Origin of the sequence: Streptomyces sp. NBC_00846 (genome assembly GCF_045207325.1) — a bacterium.
Taxonomy (GTDB): Bacteria; Actinomycetota; Actinomycetes; order Streptomycetales; family Streptomycetaceae; genus Streptomyces.
In genome coordinates this window covers 5,907,680-5,920,621 of the sequence record NZ_CP108846.1, presented here as the reverse complement: position 1 = coordinate 5,920,621, position 12,942 = coordinate 5,907,680, and the positions used below count along the sequence as shown (strand labels likewise).

Below are 12,942 nucleotides of genomic sequence, written 5' to 3'. Positions count from 1 at the left end.
GCCTCAGCTATCGGTGGTGCCTGGTGGGGGCGGCGGACTCCGCCGCCCCCACCATCGGACTCAGCGGAAATCGACAGGGATGTCGATCTCCCCAGGTCCATCATCGTTCAAAGGTTCGATTCCGTCCATCGTCAGCGCGGGAAGCAGAATCCGACTTCCCCATTCGACCACGAATCCGTCCACGAACCTCTTAGGCCGCGACAGCTCGCAGTCGACGCTTACCGCGTCCCCAGCCTTCGTGCGGTACGACAGAAGAAACCACGTCTTCAGCGCGGCTGCTTCCTCCTCGCTGAGCGCCACGCCGCTGGGCCCTCCGCCCGCCATGAACAGAGCGGTCTGGACGTGTGCCGCCCCCTCGCCCTCGTTGGCTTGAGTGACCTGTCCGGTGGCGGTCCCCCGGCGGCGCCCATTCTTCGGGAACAGGCTTGCCTGGCCGGTGGCGGCGTCACCGACCATGACGCCCATCGCCATCGACCGATCGGCGTTGCAGACCAGCTCCAAGCGCCCGTGCACGAGCCGCGCCCAACCCTCGCGCTCGATATGCAGCTCCCGAATCGTGCGCACATGGGCCTCGTAGGCCCTCCGCCCCCCGGTCCCCATCGGGTCGTTGGGGACTGCTGTTCGCCGCGCCGCCTCGCCCGCGCGCAGAACTTCGTGCAGGTACTCCAGCCTTGTCCCCATTCCGCCAAGTTGAGCCCGAACGTCGTCGGGCTCCAAGGGGGACATCGATAGGGAGAACGGCAAGAGGACCTCCGATACACGGCAGTTGACTGATGGAGACCCTACCTCAAACAAGGGCCCATCTTTATAAGATTCTGCAGCTTCGTCGTTACGGACTGCGTCACTGGTTGCGAGCGAAGTGACCAGCCGCGACCTGCCTTCCGCGAACCTGTGCCCTCCCCGCCACGGCGGAGGGCAGCGGTGCCCATGCGCCCGAGATAGAGGTGTCGTCGTCGGACGAGGAAGACCCGATCACGCCTCCGGCGACTACCTGACGTCGGACACCCGATGGGTTCTGAACCGCTCCTTCTGCCGTTCAGCTGACTCGCGCACGCCTTCCTCGGAGATCGCGTGCCGGGTCCCTCCGCCCCATTGGACGAGGTTATTTCCCTTCCCACCTGAGACGTTGTTGATGTGAGAGATGAACAGGCAGCCACCCGCGAACTCTCCGAACTCGGGCCCCAGCTCATCGCCTTCTCTTGGGTCTCGTCCGGCAGCGAGCCGTTTGCCGTCCTCGTCGTAGATGACGCGCTCTTCCTCGGAGGCAGCCGTCCGTACGCAGGTCCCCCCGTGATCAGTCGCAGGCCGCTCGTCCAGCCCCCAACCCGGCTGCCTCCCGGCGGACATTCGCAGCCGTTCACGAAGCGCTCCCTCACGCCCCGAACTGGGCGTGGAACGGCAGAGACGATCTCCGCACACCGGGAGGGACGGCGGGGCAGATGCGGTCAGTGCTCGGTGAGGTCCCGGATGTCCCAGCCAGCGCCGGTCATCGCGTCCGCGTACTTTTTGCTGCGGTCGCGATGGGCGGCGAGCACCAGCAGGTGAGTGGGGCGTGTCGCGCCGACGAAGACGAGCTGCACGGCGGCCTGGACGCTCTTCAGCTCCCGCAGCGGGTCGCTCCTTTCGGCGATCATGCGCAGCGCCTCGGTCACGTCGAACTTCCTGCCTGTCTTCTCCAGGCACTCCAGGATCAGTGTTGCCGCGTGGGTCTCGCCCTTCGCGCTCTGGATGGTCCCGGGTACGGCCCGCGCCGCCGGTACTGCGGCGATGGCCGCGGGAGCCGACCCGAGAGCCGCGCCTGCCGCAGCAGCCGTGGTGAATTCCATTTCAGACTGGCGCAGTTGGCAGCCGTCGAGGAGCTTCAGCTGGACGGCCAGCTGCTCGGTGGCCTCTCCCCAGCTCGCTGCGTCGAACTCGTTCGCGTTGACGAGGAGTTCACGCAGCAGGATCCGAACCCTCCCTCCGGCCGTCGCCATTGACCTCTCCAGGCGGCCGAGGGCCGGGAGCCCGTCGCCGGTCGGTGACGAGACGGACGCGCGCACGGCGTTCCACAACTCCGTGGCCGCTTCGTGGCTGTCCGGGCCTGATTTCCACCGGGCGCTTGCAGCGCGGGCCGCACCGATCAGGGTGCGGTAAGCCGTCGGGCGGCTGGTCGGGGTGTATTCGGGCAGGTAGCAGGAGATCGACTGCGGGTAGACCGGTGAGGTTTTCGGGCTCTGTCGCGCACCCAGTACACGCGGTGGACGCCGCACCAGGACGTCCTCGGGGACGGTCACAGCAGCCATGCGCTCGAAGGTCGGTACGACGTCGGACACCGTGGTCTCGTCGAACAGAAGAACCGCCACCTGGCCGTCGGGGCCGGCTCCGCGGACCTGCTGGGGCCGCCGGACAGCCAGGCAGCTTGCCACGGCCGCGATCTGCGGCCCGAAGCGGCGGCTGACCGGCAGCTCCGGGGCCCCCGGCAGCGGGAACAGGGAGGCGGGCCCGCCTACGGAGGCCGCGTCGCTGTAGATGCCCTGGTTGGTATCGCCCACCCGCTGCACGACGGTGGATGAGGAAGCGAACACGAGGGCCAACAGTTCGTGCTGGGAGGCGCTGGTGTCCTGCGTTTCGTCGACGAGAACGAACGGGAAGCGCGTGGTGACCGCCGCGGGGATACCCGGGTGCCGGGCGAGATACTCCTCGGCGATGGCGTACATGTCCTGGAAGCGGAAGATGCCTCGGCGCGCGAGAGTCCGTTTGAGGTCGGCCAGTTGCTTTCCGCTGGGAGACTGGCCGCCGAAGGGCAGATCCCTGGCCGGTCCGGTGACCGCGAGTTCGCCGTCCCGGTAGTTGAACGTCGCCCCGGTGACGATGGAGGTGCCCTCGTGCTGGCGCCCCACATAGCTGCGCAGGGTGGAGTATTCGGGGCGCTGCAGGAGCCGGAGCGCTGCGGTCTCGAAGGCCGCGTCGTCGACGGACCGGACCTCCACTTTCCTGGCCCGCACGGCCGGCAGCCCGAGAAAGGTGTGCACGAAGGACTGGATGGTGCCGATGAAGTGCGGATAGCGCAGCAGGCTGCGTCCTGCGGCGAGAAGGCCCACCCGGTCGGCGATCTCGTTCTTGGCCGTGTTGGTGTGCGACAGCACGCACACCCCTCGCGTCGGGGAGGTCCACGCGTCTGCCATCAGCGCGAGCTTGAGCCCGATCAAGGTCGTCTTGCCCGACCCCGGGGCGGCCTGAAGGTCCTGCGTGCTCTCGCTCTGCAGGAAGTCCCACTGCTCGGCATCGAGCGGGTCCAACCCCAGAAGCTTCACCATGGCCTCCACCTTGTCCCTGGCGAAGGCATCGGACAGGTAGGTGCGGGTCACGGGGCCACCTCGCCGCACAGGTACGAGAAAGCATCGAGCAGGTAAGGCGGGACGTCGCTGCGAACCAGCGGCGTCGAGGCGAGCAACTGGGCGGCAAACTGTGCGGTGATCGGCTTGCTGACGTTATCCAGCTTGAGCGGCCGGTAGATCTTCAGGGCGGCCTCTTCCAGGGAAAGGCCCTGCCCTATCCACGTGTCGACAACCCGGTCGGCCCGTGCGATGGCCTTCTCCGTCTTGTCGGCGTCCGGCCAGGACCGTGCTGCGACGGATGCCAACTTGACCGCGCGGTACATCAGCCTGGCCATGGTCCAGGACGTGACCGCGAGGTCGTACTCCAGCGTCCACCAGTCAGACACGAACGTCTTCACCGGCCCGTCGTCGCCGGCGGTGAGGCTCGTGACGTACGCGGAGATCTCCTCCTCCGTCATATCGGTCCAGCGCACGAGCTTGCCCCTCATGACCTCGGGAGTGCCGGCGGGCACGAGATCGCGGTCGCGGATACAGGCCACGCGGACCGGGATCTGCTCACCGTCGCGCTGGAAGACCCGGCCGTAGCGGAACAGGCCGACGTGGCCGACGTTGACCACGCTAATCCCGTGTTCGCTGAAGGGCATGCCCAGGGCATCAGCGAGCGCGGGCAGGAAGATCGCCTCGGCGTCTCCCTCGACCATCGCCAGCCCCCGGGCGAAGAACATGTTCGCCTTAGTGACGTCCAGGAACCGGGTCAAAAACGCGTAGTCCCCCTCGGTCAGGCGCGTCATACCGCGCCGCAGCGGAAACGTACGTCCCCGCGCGACGAGGGTCAGACACTCGACCGGCGTCGACGAGGCGAGGTTGGGGCTGTGGGTGGTGAGGATGACCTGCACAGGTGACCTGTCACCATCCTGCGACCCCTGCGCCTTGTCCCGCAGCAGGTCCATGATCCGAGTCTGCAGCTGGGGGTGGAGATGCGCCTCGGGCTCCTCGATCAGCAGCAGAGGAGCCAGTTCGTTCTTACCCAGCAGGAGCAGCTCCGCAGCCATGAACAGGGCGTTGTTGTAACCGAGTCCGCGTCGCGTCCACTCGTCGGATGCTGTGAAGAGGTTCAGTTCCAGCCGCTCCAGCGCGCGGACCAGCGTCGCGTCTGTGGCAACGCTGATCTTGGCGCGCAAGACGTCGTCACCGATCGCGAACCGCTGCAGGTAGGCCGAGTTGATGTCCTCACTCACCTCCGCGACAGCCTTGTTGTCGCGGATATCGCACTCAGCCCGCCGCAGGATACCCCGCAGGGTCGACGGGGGTTCATCACCGGTCGGGTCGAAGTCGTCGACGTCCTGGTCCTTCATCGCCGGATAGCCGGCGAGGATCTGAGACAGCCGTGACCCGCGGCCCGAGCGCAGTTCCGCCTCCGCATCGCGAAGGGGGCGCAGATAGGTGGCGCGCAGGAGTTCGCGAGCAGCGCCGTCCAGGGCGGGGCCGTTGCCGTCCGGCCCGGTCCGGGTGGTGACCGAGACCCGGTTGCGCAGCGGATCCATCCGCTGAGCCTTGAACGTGACCCACAACCAGGCGGTGCCGTCGCGGTCGTGGGTGAGCAGTTCCAGGAAGACAGCCTGCTCCTCGGTCGACAGGTCGGTGAAGGCGCACCCGATGGTGAAGGTCTCCGCCCTCCCGTCCTTCCCGAGGTGGAAGTCGTCCTGGGAGACCCGGTAGTAATCCGATGCCGCGGACTGCAGGCACAGCCGGATCGCGTCGACGATCGCCGTCTTCCCGCTGTCGTTCTCCCCCACGAGCACATTCGTCCCGGCCGTGAACGACAGGCTCAGCGCATCATTCCGCTCGCCCTCGCCCTGCGCTGCGGGTCCGAAGACCCGGAAGTTCTCGACCCGCAGATGCGCCAAGTACACACAGTCCCCCGCCGACAGAGGCCGCGACACCCTCTTCTCCTGGAAGGAGCCCCCGGGCGGCACGGCCCTTGATCGATAATTCCGGAATCCTACGCTCTTCGTGGTCCCCGCCCGGGGAGAATCCGGCAGACCGGTGGGCGCCAACACCGCGAGGGCAACTCCCCCGGCGACGGCAACGGAGCACTAGGCGCAGGTTGTAGACCGCACGGCGCGGAGCGGTGCGTCACAAACAGACGGGGTCTCAGGGGCTGCTGTTCGCGATCTCTGCGTCAGCCGCGAGGCCGTGTGGGTGCCACGGCGTCGACCGCCGATCGTGGCCGCTCCCGTATCGCTGTCAGCCCGGTAGCGGGTGACATCCCGGACACTCTGCATCACCCTCGGGCCACACGGCTTACGCCCACTCGCACCTGGAACACAACGCGACCTGGACGTAGTTGCAGGGACATGTTGTCGGTGCACGACGACTGGCCAGGGCAGACGTACGGCTTCCGCGCAGGCGCCGGACGTGGCAGTCGCTCCGCTGGAGGCAGGGTCTCCAGGTAGGCGATGTAGTCCGGACGCTCCCGTGCCGGGCACCCCTCCGGGCAGGGGCCCGAGATCCACGGATCGTGCCCGGGGATCGGGTCGTCCTCCTCGCAGCGGGAAGCCACCCACGGGTCCCAGACGGGACGGTTGTACGGGCGGCGTAGGGCCTTAGCGGCTTCGGTGTGCGACTCTCCGGTGGTCGCCTGGCGGCGGCGTACGGGGCCCTTACGAGCGTGGACAGCAGACATGGCAGCTCCAGGGCATCCAGAGGTGGTCTGAATGCGCTGGCGCCGAGCACCTTGTCCAAGCGCGTCAGCGGAGCCGACCACGCGGGCCTGCGCACGGCCCACCCCGCCAACTCGCAGGGCCCACCGAGCTCAGCAGCCCCGAGCGCCCGGAAGGGCGCCACCACACGTACGAGGGACAGGGTGGCGGGCCAGCCCGTCCCTCAGCCACGATGCCCGGATGCAGGATGACGAACCGCTGGAGGAGTGGGCTCGCCGACGCGACGCGGCCCAAGATCTCACCCACGCAGCGTAAACATTCGCTGTCCATGATCGTGGGGGAACTTCAGGAGCGACCTACGGCGCAGAGCAGACGGCATGACGAGTCGGCTCTCGTCGTCTTTGAGCGCGGTCACAATCGGACGGAGGTTCCCCAGCCGTGAGGGAACGGGAACTGGATCTCCGCCTTCCTTCGGCCGTTGACTCCGCGCGTTGGGATGCGGGCCATCCGCAAGGAACAGCTCCAGCCCCGGCCCACCGTACGGAACCTTTTCAATGCGCTTGCCCGCTGGTTCCAGGCCGTGCCGTTTCGCATAGTTGACGACGCGCCGCCACTCCGCGACCTCGTCGTCATCAGGGCCGGTGATCCGAACGCGGACCTCGGCGACGAGCCGTTCGATCAGCTTATGAGCCTTCGCCCGCCGGTCCCGCGCGACGGGCCTCTCGCTGTAGGGCGTCCGAGGGCTGGCGGACGTTGCTGGCTCACCGCCACCAGCGACCGCAGAGTCGTCGTCGATCATCAGACCCCACCATCCCGCAAGGCATCGGCCGAGCGCCAGTCACTCGACATCCAGGCTCCACCACCTTCGCTGGAAACGAGGCCGTTCGACGGCCCATACGCCCGTACAGAGCGGAAAGACACCCGTCAGCAGTGGGAGTCCCCTGGGACTTTTCTGGGACTTTCGGCCCCATCAAGCGGCACGAGCGTGAAACAGCCGAAAGGTCATTCGCGCAGGTCATCGACCACAAGTCACTCATCGCGGCAGGTCACCGCGTTCCCTGGTCTCTTCCGCGACATCTGATCAGTGGCGCTGCGCTCCAGCGCCACCTGGCCTTGACGCGCCCTCGACATTTACCACCTCGACAGTGCGGCTGACGCCCCATCAGAACGAGCGTCAAATGAGCGTCACGAGCGTCATTTCAGCGTCAAGATATCGCCCGTAACGCCCACACCGCACATAATGCGCAGGCGCAAAACCGCAGGTCAGACGCCCTTTGCGACAGGCTCAAGGATCGCGACACACTCCACATGGTGCGTCATCGGAAACAGATCGAACGCCCGCAGCGTCCGCACCCTGTACCCGCCGTCGCGGAAGTACGCCAGGTCGCGGGCGAGGGCTGCCGGGTCGCAGGCGACGTAGGCGATACGGCGGGCGCCGAGGCCGGTCAGATGCTTGACCGTCTGCTTGCCGGCGCCTGCGCGCGGGGGGTCGAGGACGATCAGGTCGGTCTCGGTGATGCCGGTGCGCGGCAGGACCTGGTCGACCTTGCCGTGCTCGATGCGGACCCGCTCCAGGTCCTTCAGGTTGTGGCGGGCGTCCTCGACGGCGCGCTTGCCGGACTCGATGCCCAGGATCGCGCCCTTCTCGCCGATGCGCTGGCCGAGAGCGCCCGCGAACAGGCCGACGCCGCAGTAGAGGTCGAGCGCGGTGTCACCCTTGCGGGGCAGGAGGCCCTGCATGACGGCGCGGACGAGGGTGTTGGCGGCCTGCGGGTGGACCTGCCAGAAGCCGCCCGAGCCGACGCGGTAGGTGCGGTCGTCGGCGCGCTCGCGGACGAATGCGCGGCCGTGCACCCGGTGGACGCCGCCGTCACGCTCGTCGACGCGCATCACCGAGACGGGCTTGTCGAGTTCGACGAGGGGCAGCCGGCCGCCGGGCTTCGGCGTCAGGATGACCTGGCGGTCGTGGGAGCCGGTGGCGGCGATGGCTTCCACCGAGGCCATGCCGGGCCATTCCCGCTTCTCGATGCCGAGCTCGGTGACGCCGGGGGCCGCGATCAGGCAGCGCTCGATGGGCTCCACGTCGTGCGAGCGGTGCTTGCGCAGGCCGACGCGGCCGTCCTCGTCGATGGCGTACTGGACCCGCGTGCGCCAGGCCGGGACCTCGCCCGCGGGGAGCTTGTCGCCCTCGGCCGGCATGACGGTGCCGTCCCAGCCCGCCTCCTCGGGGGTGAGGCCCGCGAGGCGCTGGAGCTGTTCGGCGATCACTTCGCCCTTGAGCCTGCGCTGGGCGCCGGGCTTGGCGTGCTGCCAGTCGCAGCCGCCGCACTTGCCGGGACCCGCGTACGGGCAGGGCGCCTCGACACGGTCCTTGGACGCCTCGATGATCCGTACCGCGTCGGCCCGCAGGAAGCGGGAGTCGCTCTCGCCCTCCGTGACCTTGGCGACGATCTTCTCGCCGGGGAGCGTGTGCCGTACGAAGAGGACCCGGCCCTCCGAGGTGCGGGCGATGCAGTGGCCGCCGTGTGCGACCGGCCCGACCTCGACCTCGTACTCCTCCCCGACCAGCGACGACGTGGGTTCGTTCTGCATGAGGGGGTGGCTCCAGAGATCAAGGGAAAAACGGCCGGACAACAACCCACGAGTCTACGTGGGTGTCGTCCGGCCGTTTACCACGAGCGGGCGGGCCCGGTCAGCCCGTATGGCGGGCCGGCACCGGCCGCGACGGGCGCGGTCAGCCCTTGTTCGCGGGTTCCTTGGGCCTGCGTTCCACGGGGCCTCGGCGCACCGAGCCCGGTGCGCTCCACTCGGCGCGCTTCCTGGCGCGCTTCTTCGCCGCCTCGGAGGACTCCAACTGGTACGGGACGGAGGTCACCATCACGCCCGGGGTGAACAGCAGCCGCCCCTTCAGGCGCAGGGCGCTCTGGTTGTGGAGGAGATGCTCGTACCAGTGGCCGACCACGTACTCCGGGATGTACACGCTCACGACGTCGCGCGGGCTTTCCCGGCGCAGGCCCTTCACATAGTCGATGACGGGACGGGTCACCTCGCGGTACGGGGAGTCGAGGATCTTCAGCGGGATGTCGATGCCGCGCCGCTCCCAGTCCTCCTTGAGCGCCTTGGTCTCGGCCGCGTCGACGCTGATGGAGAGCGCCTCCAGGCGGTCGGAGCGGATCAGTTTGGCGTAGGCGAGGGCGCGCAGCGTGGGCCGGTGGAGCTTGGAGACCAGGACGATCGAGTGGACCCTGGAGGGCCGCATCGTCTCGTCGAGCGGGGTCTCCTCCGCCGCGATCTCCTCGGAGACCCGGTCGTAGTGCCGGCGGATCGCGGTCATCGTCCCGTAGAAGATCACCATGCCGAGCAGTGCGACCCAGGCACCGTGGGTGAACTTGGTGGCGAGCACGACGACGAGCACCAGGCCGGTGAAGAAGGCGCCGAAGGTGTTGATGGCGCGCGAGCGCATCATGTGGCGGCGCTTGGCCGGGTCCTTCTCCGTCGCCAGGTGGCGGTTCCAGTGCCTGACCATGCCGATCTGGCTGAGGGTGAAGGAGACGAAGACACCGACGATGTAGAGCTGGATGAGCCGGGTCGAGTCCGCTCCGTAGATCCAGACGAGCAGGATCGCGGCTCCCGCCAGCAGCACGATGCCGTTGGAGAAAGCGAGCCGGTCACCGCGGGTGTGGAGCTGGCGCGGCAGGTAGCGGTCCTGGGCGAGGATCGAGCCGAGCAGCGGGAAGCCGTTGTACGCGGTGTTGGCGGCCAGGAAGAGAACGAGTGCGGTGGCCCCGGCGAGGACAACGAAGAAGAAGGTGCGTTCGCCGAAGACGGCGGCCGCGACCTGGGAGATCACCGGGTCCTGGACAAAACTTGAGCCGACCGGGACACCGTTGTTGAGCAGGTCCTTGGCCGGGTTCTCCGCCATCTTCACGTTGGTGGCCATGGCCAGGCCGATGATGCCGCAGAACATGGTGACGGCCAGCAGGCCCATCATCGCGAGGGTGGTCGCGGCGTTCTTGCTCTTCGGCTTACGGAAGGCGGGCACGCCGTTGCTGATCGCCTCGACGCCGGTGAGGGCCGCACAGCCGGAGGAGAAGGCCCGCAGCAGCAGGAAGACCAGTGCGAAACCGCCCAGTCCCTGGTGCTCGGCCTTGATCTCGTAACCCGAGGTCGGGGCGTGCATGGTGTCACCGAGGACCAGCCCCCGGAACGCGCCCCAGATGATCATGATGAAGACGCCGGCCACGAAGAGGTACGTGGGAATGGCGAAGAGCTTGCCGGATTCCTTGACGCCACGCAGATTCATCAGCGTCAGCAGCACGATGGCCGCGATCGCGCACGCCGTCTTGTGTTCGACGACGAACGGGATCGCGGACCCGAGGTTCTCCACCCCGGAGGCGATCGACACGGCGACGGTCAGCACGTAGTCGACCAGCAGCGCACTGGCCACGGTGAGACCGGCCTTGGGCCCGAGGTTGGTGGTGGCGACCTCGTAGTCACCACCACCGCTCGGATACGCGTGCACGTTCTGCCGGTACGAGGCGACGACCGTGAACATCAGCACCACGACGGCGAGCGCGATCCAGGGACTGAAGTGGTAGGCCGACACGCCCGCGACGGAGAGCACCAGGAGAACTTCTCCGGGGGCGTACGCCACCGATGACAGCGGGTCGGATGCGAAGACGGGAAGTGCGATGCGCTTGGGGAGGAGCGTCTCTCCCAGCTTGTCGCTGCGCAGCGCCCGTCCGATCAGGATCCGTTTGGGCAGGTCGGTCAGTTTGGACACGCAGAGGATCGTAAGCGTTCCGTATGGAAGCCGCAGACCCGCTAACCGCGTGGCCCCGCAATCTCCTGCGCTCGGCCGAGAAAGCCACGGAATCCTTAACGAAATCCTTGCACTCAGGCGTCGCGAACAGGGCGCTGTAACCGTTGAGCGCGAGCCGCCCACCGAGATAGATGGGCGTATAGAACGGAGAATCGCGGGCGATCTCGCCGCGCGCCACGAGGTCGACCGTTTCGGCCATCGGCTTCCCCTCGTACACGGGGTCGGCGACCATGCCCACCGTACGGGCGGCGAGCCACATCCCGTCGAGGGTGGTGTCGTCGGGGATGCCGTACGTGCCCGCGTGATGGCGCTCGTCCAGCTCAGTGACGACCTCGGCGAGCTCACGGCGCACCCCGATGAGCCGTGCGGTGCCGGCCGCGGTCCGGACGATCGCTCCGGGTACGGGCGGGTTCGGCGGACGCGTCGGTGCCCGGCACGCGCCGACGCCGGGGCGCCCGCCTGGTGTACGGTTTGCCGCCGCTCTCCGTCCGCATCCCGTCCGCAGCACGGGCGCGGCGAAAGCGCACGTGGATGAGGCCTCGCACTCCCGGCCGCATAAGCTCATCCTGGGCAACGGGACAGACCGTTGCCCCGTTGTTTGCCCGGCAAGCTGAGAAAGAAGTGTGAGCAGGGTGTTTTCGCAGGTCAGCCGGACGACCAGGACTGCGAGGTAGGCGCAAGGTGCACATCGTCATCATGGGCTGCGGGCGAGTCGGAGCCGCTCTCGCGCAGACCCTGGAACAGCAGGGGCACACGGTCGCCGTCGTCGATCAGGACCCGACGGCGTTCCGGCGCCTGGGATCCGGATTCGGTGGGCGGCGCGTCACCGGTGTCGGCTTCGACCAGGACACCCTTCGCGAGGCGGGGATCGAAGAGGCCGGTGCGTTCGCCGCGGTGAGCAGCGGCGACAACTCGAACATCATCGCCGCCCGGGTCGCCCGCGAGATGTTCGGCATCGAGAATGTCGCGGCGCGGATCTACGACCCCCGGCGCGCCGAGGTCTACCAGCGTCTCGGTATCCCCACCGTCGCCACCGTGCGCTGGACCGCGGACCAGATGCTGCGGCGGCTGCTGCCTTCGGGCGCCGAGCCGCTGTGGCGGGATCCCAGCGGTGGTGTGCAGCTCGCGGAGGTGCACACCACCCCGTCCTGGATCGGCCACAAGATCAGCACGCTGCAGGAGGAGACGGGCGTCCGCGTGGCGTTCCTCACCCGGCTGGGCGAAGCCATACTGCCCAGCTCGCAGACAGTGCTGCAGGAGGGCGACCTGGTCCACGTGATGATGCGTACGGACGAGATCGCGAAGGTCGAGGCGGCCTTTGCCGAAGGTCCTGAGGAGGGCGGTCACTGATGCGTGTCGCGATTGCCGGGGCCGGTGCGGTGGGCCGCTCCATCGCGGGCGAGCTGCTGGAGAACGGGCACGAGGTGCTGCTCGTCGACAAGGCGCCGACGGCCATTTCGGTGGAGCGGGTACCGATGGCCGAGTGGCTGCTGGCGGACGCCTGCGAGATCACCTCGCTCGACGAGGCGGCGCTGCAACGCTGCAGCGTCGTGATCGCCGCGACCGGCGACGACAAGGTGAATCTGGTCGTCTCGCTGCTCGCGAAGACCGAGTACGGCGTACCGAGGGTCGTCGCCCGGGTCAACAACCCGAAGAACGAGTGGCTGTTCAACGAGGCCTGGGGCGTCGACGTGGCGGTCTCCACGCCGCGCCTGATGTCGGCCCTGGTCGAGGAGGCGGTGAGCGTCGGCGACCTGGTCCGGCTGCTGCGCTTCAGCCACGGCGACGCCAACCTGGTCGAGCTGACGCTGCCCCCGGAGTCGGCGCTGGCCGGCACCCAGGTCGGCGAAGTGGCCTGGCCGGAGGACACCTCGCTGGTCACCATCATCCGCGGGCAGCGCGTTCTGACGCCGGGCACCGACGAGACGCTGGAGGCCGGTGACGAGCTGCTGTTCGTGGCCGCGCAGGCACGCGAGGAACAGCTGGAAGACCTGCTGTCGGTGCGCCGGGGCGACTCGGACGAGTGACCGGCTGACCGACTGACCGGCACTGGACGGTAGACAGACGTAAGGGGCCCGGAGCCGTTTCGCACGGTTCCGGGCCCCTTACGTCTGTCTACCGTCCAGTGCCGGTCAGA

8 protein-coding genes and 1 pseudogene are annotated in these 12,942 nt (G+C 68.1%); 2 read left to right on the top strand and 7 right to left on the bottom strand.

The window, feature by feature from the left end; all coding sequences use genetic code 11:
* Positions 1–60: 60 nt before the first annotated feature.
* The 7 genes and pseudogenes from OG936_RS27215 to OG936_RS27185 form a co-directional block, all read right to left on the bottom strand.
* Complete coding sequence (locus OG936_RS27215; protein WP_406498135.1) at positions 61–681, bottom strand: hypothetical protein; 621 nt, start codon at positions 679–681, stop codon at positions 61–63.
* Between the two features lie 764 nt (positions 682–1,445).
* Positions 1,446–3,350: a UvrD-helicase domain-containing protein gene (locus OG936_RS27210; protein WP_406498133.1), complete on the bottom strand. Its 1,905-nt coding sequence runs from the start codon at positions 3,348–3,350 to the stop codon at positions 1,446–1,448.
* Positions 3,347–5,263, bottom strand: coding sequence for an ATP-dependent nuclease (locus OG936_RS27205; protein WP_406498132.1), 1,917 nt, complete (start codon positions 5,261–5,263; stop codon positions 3,347–3,349). Before OG936_RS27205 ends, OG936_RS27210 begins: the two co-directional genes overlap by 4 nt.
* A 1,018-nt stretch (positions 5,264–6,281) precedes the next feature.
* Positions 6,282–6,782, bottom strand: a complete 501-nt coding sequence (locus OG936_RS27200; RefSeq protein ID WP_406498130.1) for a hypothetical protein — start codon at positions 6,780–6,782, stop codon at positions 6,282–6,284.
* Between the two features lie 464 nt (positions 6,783–7,246).
* Positions 7,247–8,575, bottom strand: coding sequence for a class I SAM-dependent RNA methyltransferase (locus OG936_RS27195; protein WP_406498128.1), 1,329 nt, complete (start codon positions 8,573–8,575; stop codon positions 7,247–7,249).
* Between the two features lie 142 nt (positions 8,576–8,717).
* Entirely contained in the window at positions 8,718–10,766 is a 2,049-nt protein-coding gene (locus OG936_RS27190; protein ID WP_406498126.1) for an APC family permease, read from the bottom strand.
* A gap of 124 nt (positions 10,767–10,890) precedes the next feature.
* Positions 10,891–11,290: pseudogene (locus tag OG936_RS27185) on the bottom strand (aminocyclopropane-1-carboxylate deaminase/D-cysteine desulfhydrase family protein); the annotation flags it as partial.
* A gap of 196 nt (positions 11,291–11,486) precedes the next feature.
* Here OG936_RS27185 and OG936_RS27180 point away from each other — a divergent pair.
* Both OG936_RS27180 and OG936_RS27175 read left to right on the top strand, forming a co-directional pair.
* The gene (locus OG936_RS27180; protein WP_266749213.1) at positions 11,487–12,155 is read left to right on the top strand and encodes a TrkA family potassium uptake protein; all 669 of its coding nucleotides are present in this window, start codon (positions 11,487–11,489) and stop codon (positions 12,153–12,155) included.
* Positions 12,155–12,832, top strand: a complete 678-nt coding sequence (locus OG936_RS27175; protein ID WP_266749212.1) for a TrkA family potassium uptake protein — start codon at positions 12,155–12,157, stop codon at positions 12,830–12,832. The genes OG936_RS27180 and OG936_RS27175 overlap by 1 nt, the downstream gene beginning before the upstream one ends.
* The last annotated feature ends 110 nt before the right edge of the window (positions 12,833–12,942 follow it).

What these genes read in the sequence shown, in the direction of transcription:
- OG936_RS27215 (WP_406498135.1), bottom strand. Translation starts at nt 681, where the DNA reads ATGGGGACAAGGCTGGAGTACCTGCACGAAGTTCTGCGCGCGGGCGAG.
- OG936_RS27195 (WP_406498128.1), bottom strand. Translation starts at nt 8,575, where the DNA reads ATGCAGAACGAACCCACGTCGTCGCTGGTCGGGGAGGAGTACGAGGTC.
- OG936_RS27175 (WP_266749212.1), top strand. Translation starts at nt 12,155, where the DNA reads ATGCGTGTCGCGATTGCCGGGGCCGGTGCGGTGGGCCGCTCCATCGCG.
- OG936_RS27200 (WP_406498130.1), bottom strand. Translation starts at nt 6,782, where the DNA reads ATGATCGACGACGACTCTGCGGTCGCTGGTGGCGGTGAGCCAGCAACG.